At 46.8% G+C, this 22,348-nt stretch carries 19 protein-coding genes; 14 read left to right on the forward strand and 5 right to left on the reverse strand.

Annotated features, from left to right (window positions below; all coding sequences use genetic code 11):
* Positions 1-104 precede the first annotated feature (104 nt).
* The gene (locus MHB82_RS03800; protein WP_341173853.1) at positions 105-1,463 is read left to right on the forward strand and encodes an LLM class flavin-dependent oxidoreductase; all 1,359 of its coding nucleotides are present in this window, start codon (positions 105-107) and stop codon (positions 1,461-1,463) included.
* 115 nt (positions 1,464-1,578) lie between these two features.
* Here the strand turns inward: MHB82_RS03800 and MHB82_RS03805 are convergent, their stop codons facing one another.
* The gene (locus tag MHB82_RS03805; protein ID WP_341173854.1) at positions 1,579-2,520 is read right to left on the reverse strand and encodes an AraC family transcriptional regulator; all 942 of its coding nucleotides are present in this window, start codon (positions 2,518-2,520) and stop codon (positions 1,579-1,581) included.
* Positions 2,521-2,687: 167 nt separating this feature from the next.
* On the opposite strand from MHB82_RS03805, the gene MHB82_RS03810 reads away from it, so the two are divergent.
* From MHB82_RS03810 to MHB82_RS03830, 5 genes are all read left to right on the forward strand, one after another.
* The gene (locus tag MHB82_RS03810) at positions 2,688-3,707 is read left to right on the forward strand and encodes a glycoside hydrolase family 88/105 protein (RefSeq protein WP_341173855.1); all 1,020 of its coding nucleotides are present in this window, start codon (positions 2,688-2,690) and stop codon (positions 3,705-3,707) included.
* 12 nt (positions 3,708-3,719) lie between these two features.
* On the forward strand, positions 3,720-5,900 hold the full coding sequence (gnpA, locus tag MHB82_RS03815; RefSeq protein ID WP_341173856.1) for a 1,3-beta-galactosyl-N-acetylhexosamine phosphorylase: 2,181 nt from the start codon (positions 3,720-3,722) through the stop codon (positions 5,898-5,900).
* Positions 5,901-6,066: 166 nt separating this feature from the next.
* Complete coding sequence (locus tag MHB82_RS03820; protein WP_341173857.1) at positions 6,067-6,510, forward strand: NUDIX hydrolase; 444 nt, start codon at positions 6,067-6,069, stop codon at positions 6,508-6,510.
* 1 nt (position 6,511) lies between these two features.
* Positions 6,512-7,249 carry an SMI1/KNR4 family protein gene (locus tag MHB82_RS03825; RefSeq protein ID WP_341173858.1) on the forward strand — a complete coding sequence of 246 codons (738 nt, stop codon included), beginning with the start codon at positions 6,512-6,514 and terminating at the stop codon, positions 7,247-7,249.
* Between the two features lie 153 nt (positions 7,250-7,402).
* Positions 7,403-8,392, forward strand: a complete 990-nt coding sequence (locus MHB82_RS03830; RefSeq protein ID WP_341173859.1) for a phosphotransferase — start codon at positions 7,403-7,405, stop codon at positions 8,390-8,392.
* 102 nt (positions 8,393-8,494) lie between these two features.
* Here MHB82_RS03830 and MHB82_RS03835 read toward each other — a convergent pair whose 3' ends face one another.
* Positions 8,495-9,487, reverse strand: coding sequence for a DUF4003 family protein (locus MHB82_RS03835; RefSeq protein ID WP_341173860.1), 993 nt, complete (start codon positions 9,485-9,487; stop codon positions 8,495-8,497).
* Between the two features lie 33 nt (positions 9,488-9,520).
* Positions 9,521-9,886, reverse strand: a complete 366-nt coding sequence (locus MHB82_RS03840; protein ID WP_110755616.1) for a DUF6713 family protein — start codon at positions 9,884-9,886, stop codon at positions 9,521-9,523.
* A 271-nt stretch (positions 9,887-10,157) separates the two neighbouring features.
* Between MHB82_RS03840 and MHB82_RS03845 the strand changes: the two genes are divergently transcribed.
* The 4 genes from MHB82_RS03845 to MHB82_RS03860 all read left to right on the forward strand — a co-directional run bounded on the left by MHB82_RS03845 (position 10,158) and on the right by MHB82_RS03860 (position 13,985).
* A complete protein-coding gene (locus MHB82_RS03845) occupies positions 10,158-11,537 on the forward strand; it encodes an amino acid permease (protein WP_341173861.1) in 1,380 nt (459 codons plus the stop codon).
* A gap of 254 nt (positions 11,538-11,791) precedes the next feature.
* Positions 11,792-12,181, forward strand: coding sequence for a hypothetical protein (locus MHB82_RS03850; protein ID WP_258377527.1), 390 nt, complete (start codon positions 11,792-11,794; stop codon positions 12,179-12,181).
* Between the two features lie 15 nt (positions 12,182-12,196).
* Positions 12,197-12,544: a hypothetical protein gene (locus tag MHB82_RS03855; protein ID WP_095288571.1), complete on the forward strand. Its 348-nt coding sequence runs from the start codon at positions 12,197-12,199 to the stop codon at positions 12,542-12,544.
* A gap of 538 nt (positions 12,545-13,082) precedes the next feature.
* Positions 13,083-13,985 carry an SDR family oxidoreductase gene (locus MHB82_RS03860; RefSeq protein ID WP_095360984.1) on the forward strand — a complete coding sequence of 301 codons (903 nt, stop codon included), beginning with the start codon at positions 13,083-13,085 and terminating at the stop codon, positions 13,983-13,985.
* Between the two features lie 93 nt (positions 13,986-14,078).
* Here MHB82_RS03860 and MHB82_RS03865 read toward each other — a convergent pair whose 3' ends face one another.
* Positions 14,079-16,544: a transglutaminase domain-containing protein gene (locus tag MHB82_RS03865; RefSeq protein WP_341173862.1), complete on the reverse strand. Its 2,466-nt coding sequence runs from the start codon at positions 16,542-16,544 to the stop codon at positions 14,079-14,081.
* A gap of 289 nt (positions 16,545-16,833) precedes the next feature.
* On the opposite strand from MHB82_RS03865, the gene MHB82_RS03870 reads away from it, so the two are divergent.
* From MHB82_RS03870 to MHB82_RS03880, 3 genes are all read left to right on the forward strand, one after another.
* Positions 16,834-17,253, forward strand: coding sequence for an ester cyclase (locus tag MHB82_RS03870; protein ID WP_341173863.1), 420 nt, complete (start codon positions 16,834-16,836; stop codon positions 17,251-17,253).
* Between the two features lie 220 nt (positions 17,254-17,473).
* Positions 17,474-19,855 (forward strand): GH36-type glycosyl hydrolase domain-containing protein, encoded by a 2,382-nt coding sequence (locus MHB82_RS03875; RefSeq protein WP_341173864.1) that lies wholly within the window; start codon positions 17,474-17,476, stop codon positions 19,853-19,855.
* A gap of 124 nt (positions 19,856-19,979) precedes the next feature.
* Positions 19,980-20,645 carry a 2'-5' RNA ligase family protein gene (locus tag MHB82_RS03880; RefSeq protein ID WP_341173865.1) on the forward strand — a complete coding sequence of 222 codons (666 nt, stop codon included), beginning with the start codon at positions 19,980-19,982 and terminating at the stop codon, positions 20,643-20,645.
* A 73-nt stretch (positions 20,646-20,718) separates the two neighbouring features.
* Here the strand turns inward: MHB82_RS03880 and MHB82_RS03885 are convergent, their stop codons facing one another.
* Positions 20,719-21,486, reverse strand: coding sequence for a GNAT family N-acetyltransferase (locus MHB82_RS03885; protein WP_341173866.1), 768 nt, complete (start codon positions 21,484-21,486; stop codon positions 20,719-20,721).
* A 139-nt stretch (positions 21,487-21,625) separates the two neighbouring features.
* Here MHB82_RS03885 and MHB82_RS03890 point away from each other — a divergent pair, with 139 nt between their 5' ends.
* Positions 21,626-22,321, forward strand: coding sequence for a M48 family metallopeptidase (locus MHB82_RS03890; protein ID WP_341173867.1), 696 nt, complete (start codon positions 21,626-21,628; stop codon positions 22,319-22,321).
* The last annotated feature ends 27 nt before the right edge of the window (positions 22,322-22,348 follow it).

The raw sequence follows: 22,348 nt of genomic DNA on the forward strand, positions 1-22,348 counted from the left end.
CAGCGATCGGAAGATGGTACTGCACTTGCAGTGGTCTTGTGTGATAGATAAGTGTGGTTTATATAAAAAGTTTTTAACCAAAATCAGATAAGGGAGTGGTTCGTATGACTAGAAAACAAATGAAACTGGGAGCTTTCATTAATCTGCCGGGACATCATGTAGCAAGCTGGCGTCATCCTTCTTCAGGTGCAGGCCGTGCATTCGATCTGGATTATTTAACGGAGATCGCACAGACTGCTGAACGAGGTAAGTTCGATATGATATTTTTTGCGGATGTCCTGGGTCAGCGGCTTTCCGGTAATGCACACTCCTCATTGAAGCTGGACCCGGTTATCATCATTTCGGCCCTCGCGGCTGTAACGAAAAATATAGGGTTAACGGCCACGCTGACCACGACCTATAACGATCCATACCATGTCGCGCGCAAATTCGCAGCGATTGATCATCTGTCCAAGGGACGGGCTGCCTGGAATGTCGTCACATCCGCCAACGAAGGAGAAGCCCTTCTGTTCGGTAAAGAAAAGCATCTGCAGCATGCACTCCGTTATGAACGTGCTGAGGAATTCGTGGACGTTGTCAAGCAGCTATGGTTGTCCATCGAGGATGAGGCGCTTATCATCGACAAGGAAAATGGCCGATATCTGGATGTAGAGAAGGTACATCCGGTTAACCATGAGGGGGCATGGTTTAAGGTGCAGGGTGCTCTTGATTCCCCAACAACACCGCAAGGGCATCCTGTGATTGTTCAGGCCGGGTCTTCGGAATCTGGCAAAGAGCTGGCAGCGAAGACGGCTGAAGTCATTTTTACAGCTTGGCAAACGCTTGAAGAGGCACAGGTCTTTTATCGGGATGTCAAAGGCCGACTGGCTAAATACGGACGCAAGCCGGATGATCTGAAGATCATGCCTGGCGTGTTCATTACGGTGGCCAAAACAGAAGCAGAAGCCCTGCTGAAGCAGCAGCAGTTAAATAGCTATATCCTGCCTGAAGTGGGATTAGCATATCTGTCTGCTTTTACGAATATTGATCTGTCCGGGTATGATGTCGATGAACCACTTCCGGAGGCAAGCTCCATCGAAGATGAGACCAATCCGCGAATCCGCTATAACATCATTCGCGAAATTGCGAAACGGGAGAACTTGCAATCGATACGTGCTATCTATGAACGAATCGCAGGAGCTCGTGGTCATCGGGAGATTGTCGGGACTCCGGGACAAATTGCGGATCAATTGGAAGAGTGGTTCCTGAACGATGGTGCAGATGGCTTTAATATTATGCCGCCTCATTTCCCGGAGGGCTTCAACGATATCATCGAACTGGTGGTTCCTGAATTGCAGCGGAGGGGATTATTCCGTACCGAATATGAGAGCAGTACCCTTCGAGGGAATCTGGGGCTGTCTGTACCTGCCGTAAAAACACCCGAAAAGGCATTAACCGGTGCGAGCACAGGTGAAATTGTGTAAGGCATTGGCATTAACATAACGCAACCATTCATGGTTGCGTTTTTTGTCGCGCTAATGGAGTGACCTCCATAGGGAGGAGGAAGGAAGCTTATTTTCTCGCCTTTCAAGCTTGGACCTAGACCCAGCCCGTAAACTCCAGTATGGATGCTTTGGCGGATTGCACTTCGGTTTGTGCACCTTTGCGCCACGCTTTGGGGGACTGTCCCATCAGTTTGGAGAAGCAGCGATTGAAGCTGGAAATGGAATGAAAACCGACTTGCTCGGAGATCGACAGAATGGAATGGTCGGTGCTTTTCAACTGCTTGCAGGCCTCTTCAATTCGTGTGCTGTTGATAAATTCGAGAGGAGTCGTTCTCATAATCTCATAAAATTTTCTGCGGAAATGCGTTGTGCTCAAGTGGCACAGATCGGCCAAAAAGTCGATGGTCATGGGGGTCATGTAGTTCTTGGTGATGTGTTCGAGTACGGGGGAGATCACAAGGTCCCCTTTCAAACTATGATCTGTACCCTGTTCTGATAGGGGACGATTCCGGGAATGAATTCGTAGGAGTTCGATATACAGGGACAGCATTAAGCCGTAGGCACTTTCCTGATAGTAGGGATTCTGCTGTCTTAACTCCTCTACGATCGATGTGGCAAGCGTGTACACTTTGGGATGCTGCTCCTTGCTTAGCACACAGTTCATTCCCTGTATTGCCCACAGATTCGGCTCGAAGTCACGGTATGTACCTTTTAATGAATGCGAAAACAGGTCCTCCGGCGAAAAGAAAATATAAGCCCACAAACTGGCTGTACCAGGCGTGCTGTACGTTGTATGAGGAAGATATCGGGGAATGAAGGTCACATCGCCGGCCTGAAAGGGGACGGATTCTCCCTTGATCTCCATAATGCCGCTATCGGAGTAGCAGATGCCAATCTCCAGATGGTTATGGAAATGAAGATGCTCGCTCTTGATATCGGATATTTTCCAGCGTTCACCGCTTAATAGCAGGACGGGAAAATGGATGGGCAGGCTGTAATGACGATATTCAATAACAGGCTTCCTTGTTTTGACCATATGCGATACCCCCATTCATAAATGGTTGAAATTGCGCAGTTTTGTTACGAATATGCTTAGATTGACACCATTTTACTGCGTAGAATGGAATAAGTAAAGCGTTTACAATACGAACGGACACCTCTCAGGGCGCACTTGGGGCGTGTGTCCAGGAGAGGGGAATACCGATGCTTCAAGTGAAATATGACAGGGAAGAGATTTTAAAGGTCATCGATAACGTCACCCAAAAAACATTATCCATGGATCTGACATGGGACTGGCCTTGCGGTGTAGCCTATTACGGTGTAACCAGAGCCTACCAGACGACAGGCAACAAGGAGATTCTGGACAGGCTGGTTCAGTGGGCGGATGAATATATTGAGCTGGGCCTGCCGAGCTGGACGGTAAACACCTGTGCCATGGGCCATATGCTGATTACGTTGTATGAAGAGACAGGGGACCAGAAATATTGGGATATCGCACTGAGCAAAGTGGATTATCTCCAGAATCATGCACTCCGCTTCGGAGACAACGTGCTGCAGCATACCGTATCCGTTGCCAATGACTTTCCGGAACAAGCATGGGCGGATACCTTGTTTATGGCTGCATTTTTCCTGCTGCGCGTAGGCAGCAAGCTGAAGGATGGAGCCATGATTCAGGATGCCCTGAATCAGTATTACTGGCATATCAAATACCTTCAGGACCCAAGCACGGGCTTCTGGTATCACGGATATAACAACGTCAATAAGGACCATATGTCCGGATTTTACTGGGGAAGAGCAAATGCCTGGGGTGCCTACACAATGTCACAGGTGAAACCTCAATTGAAGGACTGGTATTTGTATCCGCAATGCATGGACGTTGAGTGCTCGCTTCGGGACCAACTGGCAGCATTGAAGCTGGTTCAGACGGACAATGGCTTGTGGAGAACGGTGCTGGACGATGAGGAGTCCTATGAAGAAGTATCAGCGTCTTGCGGTATAGCGGCGGCCATGATCAATAACGGCAATCCGCTGCATACCAAGTATGTGCAGAAGGCATTGGACGGTGTACTGAAAAATATCACTGAAGATGGGCGTGTACTGGGCGTATCCGGCGGGACGGCTGTCATGAAGGATCGGGAAGGGTACCGCAAGATCCCCAAAGATTGGATTCAGGGCTGGGGTCAGGGCCTGGCACTCGCTTTTCTGTCCGACATGTTGAGATAGGAGGAGATCCAATTGTCCAAAAAAACAACGGGAGCCTTCACCCTGCCCGGAGAATCGGGTTATGAGGCACTGACACTGGACCTCGCTGAACGGTGGGGTGCTGATGTCATTCGTGACAGTGACGGGACGAAATTGTCGGATGAGATTATCAACGCAGGATACGGCATTTATTCGACGATCTGTATCATCCGGGATCATAATGAGTGGGCATCCCGCAATACGGATAAGCTGCAGCAATGTTTTCTCATAACGAACCCTAAGGTGGCCGTGCAGGATTACCTGTCCATCTATCTGATGGAGGATTTCTTCGCTGAACAATTTAAGGTGAACGATTCCCGGGAAGCGTTCAAGTATTGGCAGGTCTATGACCGGACGACTGGGGAAGAGGTACCGAGAGAACAGTGGAATTACGAACGGGAATCCGGGAATGTGGTCATTACCGGCATTGTTCCGTGGCATAAATACACTGTCAGCTTCATGGTTTACCGAATATGGGAAGAGATTTCGATGTACAACCACACGACGAATGACTGGGACAAAGAGCATCTGATGCAGATCGATCCGATCTATCCGGAAACACAAGCATACCTTCTGAATTGGATGGAAAATTGGTGTCAGGAGCACAAGGAAACGAACGTTGTTCGGTTTACTTCCCTGTTCTATAATTTCGCCTGGATCTGGGGTAGCAGTGAGCGAAATCGCCATCTGTTCTCGGACTGGGGTTCATATGATTTTACGGTAAGTTCAAGAGCGCTTGATCTGTTTGCCAAAAAGGCTGGCTATTCCCTGACGGCTGAGGATTTTGTGAATGGCGGTAAATACCGGGTCAGTCATATCCCTGCGAATCAGCGCAAGCTGGATTGGATGGCATTCATTCATGATTTTGTGATTGAATTCGGCAAAAAGCTGATTGATATTGTACACAAACATGGCAAGCTGGCCTATGTTTTCTACGATGATAGCTGGGTCGGCATGGAGCCTTACAATGACCGCTTCGAAGAATTTGGATTCGACGGCATGATCAAATGTGTATTCTCCGGTTATGAGGCAAGAATGTGTTCGGGTATCAACGTGGATACACATGAAATCCGGCTGCATCCATACCTGTTCCCGGTTGGTTTAGGCGGGCTTCCTACCTTCAAGGAGGGCGGCGACCCTACGTTGGATGCCAAGAAGTATTGGATTAATATCCGGCGTGCTCTGCTCAGAGAACCGATTGATCGAATCGGACTGGGCGGGTATCTTCATCTGGTGGAGCCTTATCCGGATTTTGTGGAATACATCGAGAAGATTGCCAATGAGTTCAGGGAAATGAAGGAGCTTCATCAGGCTGGCATGCCTTATCAGATCAAGACCAAGGTAGCCGTGCTTCATAGCTGGGGCAAACTGAGATCCTGGACGCTGTCCGGGCATTTCCATGAAACGTACATGCATGATCTCATTCACGTCAATGAAGCATTGTCGGGATTACCGGTTGAGGTGCGGTTCATCGATTTTGAAGACATCCGGCAGGGCGTACTGCAAGACTGTGATGTCGTGATCAATGCCGGTTCTGCCGGTTCCGCATGGAGCGGTGGGGAGCACTGGAATGACCATACGTGCGTGGACCTACTGACGAAGTGGGTGTACGAAGGGGGTACGTTTATCGGCATTAATCAACCTTCGGCGATCGAGGGATACGACAGCTTTTTCCGGATGGCGCATATTCTTGGCGTGGATGAAGATACAGGGGCAAGAGTCGTTCACGGGAAATGGTCGTATGAGGTACGAGATGAGCATGGTTTGGTACCGGATGAAGCTAGCATAACGCCGAAGAAAGGCATTTATCTTACGGATGGCACAGCTGAGGTGCTGCATGAAACGGATGGTCACATTACGTTGTCTACGCATGCTTTCGGCAAAGGGAAAGGGATCTATCTTCCCGCATTCGAATTCAACTGGGAGAATACCAGATTGCTGCTGAATCTGATTCGTTATGCAGGCGAGGAGTACGAGGAAACGAAGTATATCCCGGATAACCTGTATACCGAGTGTGCGTATTATCCTGAAAGTAACATAATGGTTGTGATCAACAATAGTGACCAGGTTCAGAAGACAACGATTGATACCAAGTTTGGAAAACAAACGCTGGAATTGGCCCCGTATGATACGGTCATCACAAAAATTAGTGCAACCAATTCGGTATCCTCATAGGATATCTTCTTTATAAAATGTAGTCTTCATAGACCGTTCCCTCAATCAGGGAGCGGTCTATTTGGGCAAAAAAGGAATTCTGCAGATGAATATTTTATAATGTAAATTATACAAGCAAGTAAACCGGATATTTTGTTCCAGAATTAAGATCGTGGGGGTGCAATCAATGATTCGTATGGCTGTCGGCGCGGTCATTCAAAAGGATGATAAACTGCTGTTAGTTCATAAGGTAAAGGGAGCACAGGGGAAAATCAAAGGAACGTGGGATTTCCCAAAAGGCGGGATGGAACCGCAGGACAAGAGCATGGAGGCGGCACTGCTCAGGGAATTAGAAGAAGAAACGGGATCAACAAAATTTACAATTACCAAACCGTTCAAGGACCGAATTGCTTTTCGTTTTGACGCTGTAACGCAGGAGAAATTGGGATTTGAGGGGCAGGAAACGACGATGTTTCTGGTCGAATACGCTGGAGATGGGACGGACCTGAAACCCCAGGATGATGAGATTGATGATATTCGGTGGTTCTCCATAGACGATGTCGCTCAACTGTTATTTCCGGAGGCCCGTGTATTCTTTGAAAGCTACGTTCTGGTGAGAGGAGAAGATTGAGTTGATTGCAGATTTTAGAGTGTTGGCCGAGTTCCTCCAAGGTCATGATGAGGCAGGGGGTTCCATTTCAGAGGAAGACATTCAGGAGCAGGAGCGCCGTCTTGGCAAGTCATTTCCAGCCGCTCTGCGTGAGTACTTTAAGAGGTTTGGGCGGTCACAATATATTACGCAGCAGTGCAATAATCAGTATGAGCCGATGCTTCTGGAGGATATCTTTGTACCAGATTCGGATTTCTTTACAACGGACAAGGCATTTTTGGTCTTTTATCAATGCGAAGAATCGGTGATCTATTGTAGCATACGTTTCAGTGATCTGACGAAGGAAGACCCGCCGGTGTATCTATGTGCCTGGAACCATCCGGATTGGGCGCTGGAGAATGAATCGCTCACCAATTTCCTGGTAAGCAAAGCATTTATTCAGATGGGGGTGGAGGACAGGCTGCCTTATTGGGTGATTTTTGATGAGAACATGTGGGGGTTATCGGATTACCGATCCTATTGGGGATTAAGCGACGGAGCATATGAAATTGCAGAAATGTCATCTCTTCAGGCTTGGCGGATATTTTGTAGGGATCATGTCATTCTTCTATTCGAACTGGCTGTTGGTGAAAACGAGGATGATGTATTAGCCGTATATCTGGCTTCTTTTGACCGGGAGCGTATAGCGAACCTGTTGCATCGTACAACGCAGGACAGACAGCTGCCCGACTACCGATCCAATCTTGGATCGTCGCGGTAATCACTGGTTTGGTCAGTAAGCATCTTGTCGGGCTTCATGATGGAGGAGTTTGCTAAGATACACTTCTTCTTCATTTTACTTCCATAGTTTACCTGCAACCTATATATTAAATGTTAGGAGTAACAGAAATTATTAAATCAAAGGAGCATTAATATGCTTAATTTTAATCAACCCATAGCATTGCGCTCTATTCTAAGCCCGAAATATTTGGAATTCGCTCTAAGAGATCAATATGATATGGGTCAATGGGAAGAATGCTTGTTTTGGCTGCGAGGATTGAATGATACATACCGGGTAAAAACGTCCACGGGCTTGCACATCCTTCGGGTATACCGTGCCGAGATCGGGGAGGAAGAAGTCATCACGGAGTTGTCCGTGCTATCTCAATTGAAAGCAATATTGAATTCTTCCGTGCATGCAGATGTTGGTGATTACATGAAGAAGAAGGATAATCGTGATTACACCGTTCTGGATGCGCCGGAAGGCAAACGCGTGGTCGTGATGTTCCGCTATATTGAAGGGGCCGAGAACAACCTGGAGGATGAGGAGTCCTGTTATGCTTTTGGTCAGTCTGCAGCTGAGCTGCATAAGGCAATGGATCAGGTGGTACTGGAACAGCCCAGATATGAGCTGGATACACGATTTCTGATTGATCAGCCGCTCGCGCGCATTCTGGCATATATCGGAGAGTCGCATGAAGCAGGACCGTTTTTGTATGCGTTTACTGAGGAGTTGAAGAAGCGTATTGCAGCATCTGCCCCTACTCTGGAGTGGGGACTGTGTCATGGCGATATGCATGGCAACAATAATGCCTTTCAGCAGGGAGGCTCGTTTACGCATTATGACCTGGAGTGGACAGCCAAAGGCTGGCGTGCCTACGATCTGGCTCAGGTAAAGGCCAGAAAGAGGCAATCCGGTGAGCAAAAAGCAGCATTATGGAATGCGCTCATGGCAGGTTATCGTTCGATACGAAGCTTCTCTCCAGAGGACGAGCAGGCTGTAGACCTGTTCATTATTGCTCGCAGATTCTGGGTCATGGGTCTGGATGTTGCTTTTATTGAAAATGATATGGGAGCACTCGATTATGGTGACGATTGGCTGAACAGTTTCATCGAGGAGTTTCGAGAAACGGGAATCATATAGTTTCGGAAGATGATGAATTGTCTACACCTATTTTGAATCATCTTAAGCCCCCTCTGATTCAATCAGAGGGGGCTTTTTCATAATATGCTGCCCTGGCGAACGTTAGCTTGAAGATGATGAAGCGGCAGCAGCAGCTGAAGCCGCGGCAGCGGAGGCCATGGCAGCCTGCTGCGCGATGATAATGTTGGTGATGCTGGTAGAGAGCGCCGTGGTCAGCACACCGCTTCGCAGATTCTCAACATGCTGAACAGCCACTAAGGCAGATGAGAATAGAAGCAGCTCCTGTTTGGTGATCGACCATGCCCCGAAGCCCTTTTGATCACGCAGCCAGTCGAACGTTTCTTGCACCTGATCCACCAGTGTGTCTTGGTGGACAGGCAGCAGGGAGAGCACTCCGAGGGAGGATAGGGTATACGTTTTATCCAAGCGGATGCTGCGTTTACGGAACGCCTCCTGTAATGCCAATACACGTGCGCTTGATTCAGGATTGTCGTCTCCAAGGACCAGTACTTGGGTCAATGCCTGCACGCTGTTGCCAGGGGAGAATTCTGGCTTCAGTTCACGATAGAGCTGCTCCATACGGGCTACACCGGATTCCACATCCAGATCGGAGAGAGCCAGCATGGCTGCGAAAATATAGTCATCCTGCCCGGTCAGGAAGCGGTGTTTTGCTTTCATCTGATCGTAAAAAGCTTTGGCACGCTCCACCGTGTACTGAAACTGGTCAGGCGCTGCCTGGGCAGCAATCTGATAGGCGGCCACGGCCAGGAAATCGGAAGGACGAAACTTGATCTGCTTCATCAGATCGTAGACATGCAGGGTATCCGCCAGCTTCGACTCCTGATCCGTGGTAAGGGAGAGCATAGCGGCAATGCTGATAGCCGAATTGCCCCTGAATACGGAAAAGAGGTTTGTATTTTGCTTCATCAGATCATGACTTTGGCGAATGGCCTCGCCATCCGCAGTTTTATTTTCGCCTGCATAGAGAAGTGCCGCCAGGCGATGTATCATCGGATTTTGCCATTTGAACGACTTCTTGATGATCTGTGCGTTGGAAACGAATAATTCGACTCGTGCTGCGTGCTGCTGTTCCATATGCAGACCTCCCGAAATGAGTAGTTGTTACCCCTAGTTTATTAGGAAAATCAAATGGATTAAAGCAAAAATTCCCATGGGGTAGATGAATGACCTTGAGAACGAATTTTTAAATTGATTGCGAGGGTGCTTCTCAAACCAGAAATGCAATATCGTATGTATGATGAAAAAGATGTCCAGTACCCAGAATGTAATCGTCTGATATGAACTGAAGAGCAGGGAGAGGATGACAGTGTATAAGGGCAGGTGCACCCATGTAAAATACCTATAAGCTTTCTCGTCTTCCATCTCTTTCAACACGATAAACAATCTCCACTCGGACCGCCTAATCGCATCCATTTCGTGCAGAAGAAATAGAGACAGGTTGAACAAAAATAAAACCAGCAGCAAGTCAGGCATGTCGTGCCTCCTCTATAAGCATTTATTGAAGATACGGATGGGTAGCGAGATTGTTCCAGTATCCTGTCTGTTAGGTCCATGTTCGATGCGGCTATATTTAAAATACAAAAATGATAAATATTCTTAATAAAAACGCTTCCTTACATTCCTTGTTGTATTTCTGCGGCACATCTCGTACAATTTGGTGAAGCAATTCTGCATTGCGTTAATGTGAACATAGAAATGTAATTCTGACAACACGAAGCTGCACACAAGAAAAGGGGAGAATCGTTTGGAATCGAAGCAACTATCTAGAGGGCTTAAGCCCCGCCACGTTGAGCTGATTGCACTCGGGGGTACAATCGGCGTTGGATTGTTCATGGGATCGGCGAGTACGATCAAATGGGCAGGTCCTTCGGTGCTGCTGGCCTATCTGCTGGCCGGGATCGTTATCTTTTTTGTCATGCGTATTATGGGAGAAATGTTGATTCAGGAGCCTGTCACCGGATCCTTTGCCACATTTGCTCATAAATATATCAGTCCGCTTGCCGGGTTCCTGACCGCCTGGAGTTACTGGTTCCTCTGGGTAACGGTGGGGATGGCGGAAGTTACGGCAATCGGTATCTATGTCGGATACTGGTTTCCGGATATTCCACAATGGCTGCCGGCACTGGCTGGTGTGCTCATTATTGCGGCGGCAAATCTGGCTGCGGTGAAATATTACGGGGAGTTTGAATTCTGGTTCGCCATGATTAAGGTAACAGCCATTGTGTTTATGATCGTGATCGGAACCGGCTTAATCTTCTTCGGTCTGGGGAACGGCGGACAGCCGATCGGATTATCGAATTTGGTGAGTCATGGTGGCTTCTTCCCGGGAGGAATAAAAGGATTCCTGTTTGCTCTATGTATCGTAACGGCTGCCTATCAAGGCGTGGAAATGGTCGGTATTACAGCCGGAGAAGCGGAGAATCCGAAGCAAACGCTGCGTAAAGCGATCAAAAATATCGTGTGGCGTATCCTTATCTTTTATGTAGGGGCTATCTTTGTCATCGTGACACTGTACCCGTGGAATGAAGTGGGGCAGACGGGCAGCCCGTTTGTACTCACATTTGCCAAGGTCGGTATCGTGGCTGCTGCGGGCATTATCAACTTCGTGGTGCTCACAGCTGCGATGTCTGGATGTAATAGCGGAATTTACAGTGCGGGACGTATGTTATATACGCTTGCTGAGAATGGACAGGCACCTGCCTTTTTCAAAAAGCTGTCCAAAGGCGGGGTTCCACGCAACAGCATCGTTATTACGATCTCCCTGCTGCTGATCGGTGTAATATTGAACTACCTGATGCCGGATTCCAAACTGTTCCTGTATATCTACAGTGCAAGTGTCCTTCCTGGGATGGTGCCGTGGTTCGCACTGGCCTTCAGCCAGTTCCGATTCAGAAAGCGTTGGGGTAATGAGATGGGGGAACACAACTTCAAGTCCAAATGGTTCCCCATCAGCAACTACATTATTATTGTGTATCTGATCCTGGTTATCATCGGGATGGCGTTTAACCCGGATACACGCTTGCCCCTGATTGTGGGTGCGACCTTTATGGCCATTGTGGTGATCGGATATTTCATATTCGGTATTGGGAAAAAGCAGCGTGTAGAGGGCGGAGAAGATCGATAGATTATGTTTTAAAACTGTGGTGTGATTTGTTCAGTGGGTGCCCAAAATGCATTTCTTGAGTACATCGAAGAATCTTTAGAGATTCGGTGTCATTCAAGGGTGCATTTTTTGTTTTTTTTGTAAAAATGAGTCGAAATAACAACTTAATTTATTGATCAGTATTAAGGCTTACCTTATAATCAAGGAGATTGAAGAATTTGTAAACATACTGGGGGAGTTTGCTAATGTTAGTAGGAAAAGGCGCAGTGCGTGAGATGTCAAATGATATCGACAAAGTCATCAGAGAAATCGATCAGATCACCCAATCCAAAATTGACCGGGTATCGGATAAAATTGACTCCGAATTGAACTCTTGTGGCCGTGAGCTTTCAAACGCTGCAACGACATTATCTCAGATCAAGCCTCTGATTGACAGATTGGTCGCACAAGTTGGACAAGATGCTCCTGATCATGTACAAGTACTCGTGACATCGATTGCACAAGAAGTAATGTCCAAAGTTATAGCTACTAGCGGCAACATTGACGAAGTTCAGAAGAACATTAAAGATGTAGATAAGTTAACCAACGAAATTGATAGTCTCACGGACGAGATTGACAAGTTGACAGATAAGATTGATGAAATTACCGATAAGTATCAGAAATAGGGAGGATAGGTCTCTATGAGCGATTATACACCACCTGTAGGTCAGCCCAATTACATATCGGGTGGCTGGGGCAACAAACAAGCAAAAGAAACGGCTTTAAAGATAGATCATATTGCAGATAAGGCCAAGTTTGGCATTGAGATGCTGGGTACAGGATTGGATGGAATAGATGCTATTGAAAAAGAATTGATTGAAATCTCCCATGCGCCGCAGCCTCCTACACAAGAGCAGATTAGATCGATGGCTCATCGCCTGGATGCACATCAAAAGCAGCTTCAACTGGCTTTGGACCGAATTAAAGACATGATGACAGATATAGAAAAAGAAACTGATGCTATTCAAAAACCACGTACATCCTGGTAAGAGTAAGTTTACGTTGTTTACTAATTAGAATATGTAGAAAGAGAGGTGGATCTCCCTCTCTTTTTTTATTTGTCTTTTGAGCAGTGTCACCCTCTGAAAAATATCTCTTGAATCTCCTGTTACTGGAGGTTTTAGGATAGGAACTAGAAGAGCTGCTGCGCGATCAATATCAATTCCATTGCGGCAGACAAGGGGATAAGCAAGCAGAGGACATTGTAAACGATCCAGAGGTTTACGCAGCAGCCTCAATTTAAATGCTGCAGCTTCCATAAGGAAATGATCAAGCCCAGTTTAAATTTCACCCATCTCGGTTACAAAGAAAAGAGTGCAACTTTTATGAAACCCAACTATAAATAAATTGAAATTTACACATTCACGAAGAGAGCAGAAATAACCTGGAGAAACGGAGTGTTCGCCTTTATCCCCGGATTTCCCCCTTAATAAAGGGGAGATAAAGAAATCTGGGGATAACAGCGATCGTAAGGTTGTTCTGTGATCGTAGTGACCACCTGTAAATTTACCCAAGGAGGAATTGAACATGGCTAATCAAGACCAGCATACTGTACAAGATCCGACGACACAATATCCGAAGGCAACATCAGAATGGAAACAGCAGCAGGAAGAGCCGGGGCTTCAGCGCGAGATGACACCTGTGCCTGATGCAGGCGAAAAGAGTTATAAAGGCAGCGGACGTCTGACTGGACGCAAAGCTGTAGTAACCGGTGCAGACAGCGGGATTGGCCGCGCGGCGGCTATTGCCTTTGCACGTGAAGGCGCGGATGTTGTGCTGTCTTATCTTCCTGAAGAAGAAGCAGATGCCAAAGAAGTGGTACAGCTGATTGAAGAAGCAGGCCGTAAGGCTGTTGCGATTCCCGGCGACCTGAAGGATGAGAACTATTGTGAGCAGCTCATTGAGTCTGCCGTTAAGGAGCTTGGCGGGATCGATATTCTTGCCAACGTGGCAGGTAAACAGCAGTTTGTGGAACAGATTGCGGATCTGACTACAGAGCAATTCGATGCGACATTCAAAACGAATGTGTACTCCATGTTCTGGCTCTGCAAAGCGGCTGTAAAACATATGAAACCAGGCAGCTCCATCATCAATACGTCGTCCATTCAGGCGTACAGCCCTTCGCCAATCCTGCTGGATTATGCAACGACGAAGGCGGCCATCAACACGTTCAGCAAAGCACTGGCCCAGCAGGTCGGCAGCAAAGGTATCCGCGTGAATGTTGTAGCTCCAGGTCCGGTATGGACACCGCTTCAGGTGGTTGGCGGACAGCCCGTCGAGAAGCTTGCTAGTTTCGGTTCCAATACGCCACTTGGCCGGGCAGGACAACCTGCCGAGATGGCACCTGCCTTTGTATTCCTGGCGAGCCAGGAATCCAGTTACGTGAGCGGTGAGACCCTGAATGCTAACGGTGGTACCGTTAGTCCTTAACAGGAGACCGTAAATTGGTCCCCAATGGATTAGCTTGTTAAGCAAAGAACTCCATTCCCGATATGGGTGATGGAGTTCTTTGTGTTTTGGTTATTATTTTTGTTCCGGATTGGTTTCCAGAATCGTGTAACTGCCCAGCGTTGCCAATTGTGCCGTGTTCAGCAGGGCTTCATCCACCGCAGCAAGTGCTTCGCCTGCCGCTGTCATTAATTCATCGGAGTCAACAGGGGAGGCCAATCTCAGAATAACCCGTTTCTCCCCATTTTTCAGTTCACTCTCCGTCTTCGTTTTATATTCATTGACCGAAGCGACTTCGAGTTCATTTTGCACATAATAGTCATTCGCATCACTTTCACCATGAAACAGTTCGAGTTCGGAATCGATCCAGTAATCTTTATCCGCTATCGTTTCCTGACTTGCAGCCGTCTCATCGTTTGCATTGTATAGGAAGTAGGGAATACCGGAGTTGGTCAGGTTGTTCGTGGCATCTACGTGGAACCATTCATTTCCGATTTTGACCTTGTTCCATGCATGAGGGACACCACTGGATGCTCCCGTTACGACAATGCTGTCCAATCCGGACAGATCGGAGAGCAGCTTGTAGACCGAAGCATAGCTGGCGCATACACCAACCCCTTTGACCAGAATACCGTAGGTGGTGAATGAGTCGTTAAACTGAGCATCCACATTTTTAAAGTTGTTTTGCTCCGCACTTTCCAGTGCCGCATCGTCATACTTCGCATTATCGTTCAGATAATCATAGATGGCTTTTCGTTTCTCATCATCCTTCATGCCATCCTTGATGATGGAAGCAACAACTTCGTTTGCTTTGGCAATAATCTCGCCTTGTTTCTTCTGGATGACATCTGCAGATTCATTGTAATGAATGGAGAGCGTCAATGTACCATAGTTGTATTCGAAACCTTCGACGCCGAGAATCAATGGATTCTGATACATTACTTTCAGGACAACATCCGAGAGTGTCGTGAAATTTTGGGCTTCGGGAAAAGCTTTCAATGAAATTTGATCTTCAGCTGCAATCATGTTTTTGGCCAGCACTTCTTCCAGTGCAGAATCCGCATTGATGAGTTTATCACCTGCAGCTGGTTCAGGAACGGTTTCCTGGTTGCCTTCTTCAACATTCTGCTGTGTGTTCGATTTCTGTTCGTCCACCAGATTGGCTTCTGCCGTTTCAGGGTTAGAGGCAGGTGCTTGTTCAGAACCTTCTTCAGTGGTCGCATCCACTTCAACTTCAGGTGCTGGAACAGCAGTCGTTGCAGACTCTTCAGGCGTAGATTCTGTTGCAGTCTCCGATGCAGGCGCATCATTATTGTTAATGATGGTTGGCACATCAGGTGCAGGCACGTAAGGAGTGTCATTTTTTGGTTCAACCAGTCCGTTACTGGACTCAGCGACCGTTTGTTGATCCAATTTGGCCAAGTCTTCTTTGGTTACAGATTCTATCCGTACGTAGCTCTTAAGAGCGGTTCCTTTGATATGAAAAGGAATGTTCGTTTCGTTGAAATCCGAGATTTCTACATTCGCAGTATCGTAGACAATTGATCCTTGGGAGAAGGAACCATCGATGTGCTCAATACTTGTTGTTTTAGGCAGTTCGTTTGTGTTCTTCAATTTCTTCATATAGAGCTGTTCTTTTAGAGCCATGGGCAACTGGTTAGAGAGAGGAGCAGTAGCCACACCGTTGCTAAAATTCGATTCCTTGTCCCCACTGACAGCAGTGACGTAGTATTCACCCTTCATGCCATGGTTCTGATAGGATGTCGTTAGTTCATTCATGATACCAAGGCCGCCTTTGCCATCCTCATTGAAATCATTGAAGGATGTCTCGGTTGTCGTCGCTACGACCAGCGGATTGCTTCCATTGTAGGCTTTCTCTGCCCCTTGCAGGGGAACATTGTTTGTTTCAAAAATAACCGTTCGATCGGCACGATTATAGATTTTGTACTCTGCTGCGCCCTCTACCTTGTCCCAGGTAAGCGTGAACCGTTTATCCTTGTCGATCTCATACTTAAGATTTGGAACAGGCAGCTCGGATTTTACTGTAAAAGGAATAATCATGGGTTGATCAAGTAGTGTCAATTTCTCAGCATCTGGATTATATTTCAGACGAATGTAATAGATGGGGGCACCACCCCATGTACTTTGTTCTTGTGCTTTCAGCTTCTCTGAGCTTAATACACCCCATCCGAGAGGTTTGATCGAAATGCTATTATCATTGATTTCCGGTATGGCATAGACTTTACTTGCTTCCAGGGCTTTAATATCCGTATGTACACTAATCATGTCACTTGCTTGTAGACGACTGGTTTTTAGGTCAGCCTTAAATGTAAACTGGAATTCTTCGTCTTGAGCTACGTTATACATGGGCATAATCGATGGGCTTGATTCGGAGCCGTATTTTTGCTTCAAACTCAATATGGTAGAGCCTTCTAAAGTTTCTGTGGGATTATTTTCGCTCGGACTGCTCTCCTTGTCATTGCTTTGGCATCCGGCCAGCAGTAGAGTGAGGGCAAACAACATTACGAATAGACGTTTCATGATACACCACTTTCTGGTTTTTCTAGTTCATACACCTGACATTATCATTTATGGTAAAAATCAATCTGAATCCTCTTATCAGCAAAACCTCCTATTAATTACCTAAAGTCTTTTGCTAGTTTATGGTTATATAGTCTCATTGTCAAGGCATGGTAACAGGGATAATAGTCCCGTAGAACAGTAGAACAGATTGATCTCCGACCATGGAATGGATGTTAGAATAAGGGAAGATATAGAACGCTGCGTTTTAGATGTGACAGAAAATCCAATGTAAATGGAGTGGCTTGCAATGACCCCAGAACAGATTGTCAGAGCCTTTTTCGAGGAGGTTCGGTCAGGTCTTAACCTTGATTATGCTGATACATTGATGGCAGAGCAGGTACTAGCACATCAGGTGGTATCCGAAGAGGAAGTGACCGTAAACAGGACACCTTCCGAATATGCGGATCATGTACGAGAGATGATTCAGGCGTACGGTGAATTCTCACTTGAGATACAGGAACTGATCGCACAGGGCGATAAGGTGTATGTGCGCTGGAGACAAGAGGGAATACATATTGGAGAAGTGGACGGATATGCACCAACCCATCGGCCGGTTATTGAAATTGCCAGTGCCGTATATCGCGTGGAAAATGAGCGGATTGCAGAATATTGGATTCAGATTGATAGGCTGGGCATCGAAAAACAATTGGAGCGCAATAAGAGCTGAGAATTCAGCTCTTTTTTGTTAATCGGAGCACCTAATCAGAAGATTTATTTTTAATAGAATGTTTTGCGATATTTATGTGCTGAGCAGATTAATTCACATGAATTTTTGAACATTTATCCGTGACTGTAAGCGTTCCCGTGTTATAATGAATGAAGTTGTATACAAGTTACTAAAACGTTTTCTGTCATTCCAATTTCATAACCGAAAGAGAGGTTCAGTGATGATCAGAGCAACGAACGACAATGAATATTACGAGCTGACCAGTCCGACAAGTATGCCTAAGGCATCCGGATTCCTATGGAACGAAAAGATGATGATCCATATGAATTGCCGCGGATATGCTGTGGCGCAATTCATGCAGCCGGAGCCTGCCAAGTACTCGCATGCACCCAATTTGGAAGCGAAAACCTTTATGCAGCCGGAGCAGCCGTATTATGCGCATCATCCGGGGAGATTTGTCTACATCAAGGATGAAGTAGGCGGAAACATTTTCTCGGCTCCATATGAGCCGGTGCGAAAACAGGCGGACAGCTATACGTTCGCCGTGGGTAAACACGATATTCGCTGGAATGTTGTAAGCGATGGCATTTCCATTGAGATGAGCCTGCGTCTGCCCAAAGCGGATGCCATGGAGCTGTGGCAAGTGAAGGTGAAGAACCTTTCCTCTCATAAACGCAAGCTAAGCATGTATCCGTATTTCACGGTTGGTTATATGTCATGGATGAATCAGTCCGGTGAATATGTGGATGATTTGCAGGGAATCGTCTGCTCGTCCATTACGCCGTATCAGAAGTATCAGGATTATGCCAAAGTCAAAAATTACAGCGACAAGACCTACCTGCTTGCGGATCGCAAGCCTGCTTCATGGGAAGTGAATCATGAGCGTTTCGAGGGCGAGGGCGGCCTTCATGCCCCATCGGCATTGCAGCTGGACACCTTAGAGGGCGGGGATGCAAGGTATGAGACACCTGTCGCTGTCCTTCAGTACAGGTTGGAGCTCGAAGCAGGAGCTGAGCGGGAATACCGGTTTATCTTTGGCCCGGCTCATGATGAGGCAGAGATCGAACGCATCCGGCAGCAGTATTTTATCAAACGGGATCATGAAGGATTGGATGGCTTTGCCTTGGCTGAACAGGAATATGCCGCTTACGTTGCAGAAGGACAGGGAAATATCCAGATCCAGACCCCGGATGACGGATTGAATAATTTTGTAAACCACTGGCTGCCACGCCAAATGTATTACCACGGCAAAACGAACCGTCTGACGACTGATCCGCAGACCCGAAACTATCTGCAGGATAACATGGGCATGAGTTACATTCAGCCTGGGATCGCACGAGATGCCTTCCTGACAGCCCTGGCTCAGCAGCATGCAAGCGGCGCGATGCCGGATGGAATCATTTTGCACCCGGATGCTGAGCTCAAATACATCAACCAGGTTCCTCATACGGACCACTGTATCTGGCTTCCGGTCTGTATGCGTACGTATCTGGATGAGACGAATGATTACAGCATTTTGGAGGAGCAGGTTGCATTTGCCGACAGTGAAGAGAAGGCCTCTGTGCTGGAGCATATGAATCTGGCCATGCGCTGGCTGATTCAGGATCGTGACCATCGCGGCCTCAACTTCATTAATCAGGGCGACTGGTGTGATCCGATGAACATGGTGGGTTATAAGGGTAAAGGGGTATCCGGCTGGCTCACCATTGCAACGGCGTATGCGTTCAAGGTATGGGCGGATATTTCGGAGCAGGCCGGGCATACCGAAACAGCGAAGCAATTCCGTGAGGAAGCAGACCGGACCAATGCTGTAGCGAATGAGTATCTGTGGGATGGCGAATGGTATGCACGCGGAATAACGGATGATAATGTCGTTTTTGGCATCAGCAAGGATCAGGAAGGACGCATCTATATTAATCCTCAGGGTTGGGCGCTGATGAGCGGCGCGGCCGATGAGGAGAAGCGGAAGAAGCTGATCCGGGCAGTGGAGGAGCAGTTAGAGACCCCATATGGTGTGGAGAAGTTAGCACCGTCCTTCACCGCCATGCGGGAAGATGTGGGCCGGGTTACGCAAAAACATCCGGGCAGTGCCGAGAATGGGGCGGTCTACAACCATGCGGCTGCGTTCTACATCTATGCACTGTATTTGGTTGAGGAAAAGGAGAACGCCTATCGGCTCCTTCGCAAAATGATTCCTGGTCCCGATACCGAAGATATCCTCCAGCGGGGGCAGTTACCTGTATTCATCCCCAATTATTATCGCGGAGCCTACAGACAATTTCCACGTACAGCCGGACGTTCCAGCCATCTCTTCAACACGGGTACGGTACCTTGGGTGTATCGCTGCCTGATCGATGGACTGTTCGGATTGCAGGGTCACGCCGAAGGGCTGCTCGTACGCCCGCAATTACCTGCGAATTGGGATAAGGCTTCGGTGACCAGGTTGTTCCGTGGTGCCGAGCTGCAGGTAGAGATGAAACGGGATGCGGCTGTCCGAAAGACCGAAGTGTATGTTAACGGTCAATTGATCGAAGGAGACATGATTAAGGATATCCAGGCTGGCAAGTCATATGAAGTACTGGTCAAGCTTCCTATATCATAAGGAATAGAAAATATGAAATGCCTTTCTTGTTATTTAAGAAAGGCATTTTTTTATTCAAATATTTCAAAGGCTAGATTAAACCGTATGTTGATATTCGATAATTGTGAACCAATGTTCTATAACAATGAAGGTGGCAATTCCATTCGGAGATGATTTGCGGGCAGGATTGCTAAATGGACCTGTTGAATACTCTCCATTGCAAGGGTTTATAGTTATGGAGGGGGTTATGGAGTTGTACGGAGTAGTTGCTCATTTTGACCAGGATACAGAGCTCTATATAAAACAGATTTGGAAAGAATTAAGTGATCATGCAGTTTCCAGGTACGCAGAAGAAGTACAAGATAGACGACCTCATATTACCATAGCAGGTTATGACTCTGACGTAGATATCGACAAATTCATAAGCGATTTTGACTGTTTTTATGAATCTGAAAAACAACTTTCGATCACTCTGAACTCAATAGGGACTTTTTTGAACACAGGAATTGTATTCCTTGCCCCTGTTCCTTCCCAAGAATTTTTAACTTTTCATGCTAAGCATCACCATTTCTTTGAAAAATACCAAATGAATGCTGAGCCTCATTATCTCCCCAATCATTGGATACCTCACTGTACAATAGCAAACCGATTAAATGATGAGAATTTAAAAGAAGCGATGGTTTATTGCACCAAAAGAATTGAAAGACTACGTGCTACTATTAATGAAATATCAGTAATCAAAGCTACATACGAGAATGGCATATGTATAAAATCACCGTCTATACATACGAAATCTCTGCATCTTGTCTAAGTCGCCTCTCAAGACAGCCGCCTTACTCACCAAGGCGGTTGTCTTAGCTCAAAAATCACCATTAGATTGAGGATCAAGTTTCGTGGAATGCCTTAACTCTATACCAATACGAGTAGATTTTCGTATAGCCCAGTTTGGCGTAGAGCTTTATAGCGGGAGCGTTACTGGCTACAACCTGCAGATAGCTCGATGTGGCGCCTTGCTTTTTCCCCCAATGCAAGAGATGTAATATCATCTGTTCAGCGAACCCGCGATTCCGGTATGCGGCATCCGTAATGATATCATACAAGCCGATATAGCCACGCTCGACAACGCCCAGCCCACAGGCAACGACTTGTCCATCGACCGACAGGGAAATGAAACCCGTGCTTGTACGGATGTTGGACAGCATCTGTGTCATTGTTTCCCGCTTCCCTTCCTGTACCTGATTCAATCGGCAAAAGTGATCCAGCCACTCCTGGGTCAACTGCTCATCAATTTGTACCAAAGGGTACTCCGGTTCCTTCAGTGCTTCCAGACTACGCACCTGCATGTTGGTGTGATCTACAATGGAATAACCTCTGTCCTGCAGAAGCTGATCCAAGTGATCCGGCTGGATAAACGGTGTGATTTTGAAAATGGTACTCAACTGGTTGGCAGCATAGATTCGCTCGCACTCATCAATCTTGGCAAATACATCGTGGGTAGAATCATAGATGGGTTGTATGGAGTTGGCACGCTTCGTGTATCCGTTGGCAAAACGTAAAATCCATCCATCATAGAACAAGGTAGACAAGGACTGCCAGTGATTGAGGGATAATTCCTCAATGATTTTTTGTCCATTCTCAGTGATTTGCTTCATACGGTATCCTCCTTTTATATGAGACTGAATTCAATATGTTTTAAATAATAATACATAATAATGAATAATAATACAGTTTTATTTAACAAATATTTATGTGTTGTTTGTGCAGATTACCTTAGGATGATATACAATCGTAATGAATGGATTAAAAAAAGAAGCGGAGCACAACATGCTAACGATTAAACTAAACGAACACATCATTCAATGCCATGTGGTATATGGCAAAGGCAAGAAGGTTTCCATCACAATGGACCTGCCCTACATGGTAACGATTAAGACACCTAATGGCACGAGCAATGAGATGATTCAGCAGCTTGTAGAGCAGCATGGTGAAATCATATTGAAGAAATCGGCGCTAATGCAGCAGGCCCTGGAAGGACCGCAGGCCAAAGACTACGAGGAAGAAGGTAGCGGGAAGTTTTTGTTTCTGGGCAAGGAATATGCACTGCATGAGTTAATTAAGGTTGAAGGGTTGTCCGAGGATGAGCTGCGGGCGAATCTGAAGAAATTTTATTTTGCCGAGTGTAAGAGAGTCATTGGTGAACGCATTGGTCCTTATCAACAGGAGCTGAAGGTCAAGCCAAAGTCCATAGACATTGTGGAATCCCCCACCAAGTGGGGCAGCTGCAGCTGGGACAAAAAACTCACATTTAACTATCGTCTGGCCATGGCACCACCGGAAGTCATTGATTATGTCATTATCCATGAGCTGTGCCATATTCATCATATGAATCATGATCGCTCGTTCTGGCGCCGCGTTGGCAGTATCATGCCGGACTACAAGACGAAGGAAGATTATTTGATGCGCAATGGCCGGGCCATGACGTTGTGAAAAATAAATCCATATCACGAGTCCATG

The organism is Paenibacillus sp. FSL K6-2862, assembly GCF_038005125.1.
In the GTDB taxonomy this organism is placed as follows: Bacteria; Bacillota; Bacilli; order Paenibacillales; family Paenibacillaceae; genus Paenibacillus; species Paenibacillus illinoisensis_A.

Bases quoted from the DNA above. Each gene is read 5' to 3' on its own strand.
- MHB82_RS03800 (WP_341173853.1), top strand. From the start codon at position 105: ATGACTAGAAAACAAATGAAACTGGGAGCTTTCATTAATCTGCCGGGA.
- MHB82_RS03805 (WP_341173854.1), bottom strand. From the start codon at position 2,520: ATGGTCAAAACAAGGAAGCCTGTTATTGAATATCGTCATTACAGCCTG.
- MHB82_RS03810 (WP_341173855.1), top strand. From the start codon at position 2,688: ATGCTTCAAGTGAAATATGACAGGGAAGAGATTTTAAAGGTCATCGAT.
- MHB82_RS03820 (WP_341173857.1), top strand. From the start codon at position 6,067: ATGATTCGTATGGCTGTCGGCGCGGTCATTCAAAAGGATGATAAACTG.
- MHB82_RS03830 (WP_341173859.1), top strand. From the start codon at position 7,403: ATGCTTAATTTTAATCAACCCATAGCATTGCGCTCTATTCTAAGCCCG.
- MHB82_RS03835 (WP_341173860.1), bottom strand. From the start codon at position 9,487: ATGGAACAGCAGCACGCAGCACGAGTCGAATTATTCGTTTCCAACGCA.
- MHB82_RS03840 (WP_110755616.1), bottom strand. From the start codon at position 9,886: ATGCCTGACTTGCTGCTGGTTTTATTTTTGTTCAACCTGTCTCTATTT.
- MHB82_RS03850 (WP_258377527.1), top strand. From the start codon at position 11,792: ATGTCAAATGATATCGACAAAGTCATCAGAGAAATCGATCAGATCACC.
- MHB82_RS03855 (WP_095288571.1), top strand. From the start codon at position 12,197: ATGAGCGATTATACACCACCTGTAGGTCAGCCCAATTACATATCGGGT.
- MHB82_RS03860 (WP_095360984.1), top strand. From the start codon at position 13,083: ATGGCTAATCAAGACCAGCATACTGTACAAGATCCGACGACACAATAT.
- MHB82_RS03865 (WP_341173862.1), bottom strand. From the start codon at position 16,544: ATGAAACGTCTATTCGTAATGTTGTTTGCCCTCACTCTACTGCTGGCC.
- MHB82_RS03870 (WP_341173863.1), top strand. From the start codon at position 16,834: ATGACCCCAGAACAGATTGTCAGAGCCTTTTTCGAGGAGGTTCGGTCA.
- MHB82_RS03875 (WP_341173864.1), top strand. From the start codon at position 17,474: ATGATCAGAGCAACGAACGACAATGAATATTACGAGCTGACCAGTCCG.
- MHB82_RS03880 (WP_341173865.1), top strand. From the start codon at position 19,980: ATGAAGGTGGCAATTCCATTCGGAGATGATTTGCGGGCAGGATTGCTA.
- MHB82_RS03885 (WP_341173866.1), bottom strand. From the start codon at position 21,486: ATGAAGCAAATCACTGAGAATGGACAAAAAATCATTGAGGAATTATCC.
- MHB82_RS03890 (WP_341173867.1), top strand. From the start codon at position 21,626: ATGAATGGATTAAAAAAAGAAGCGGAGCACAACATGCTAACGATTAAA.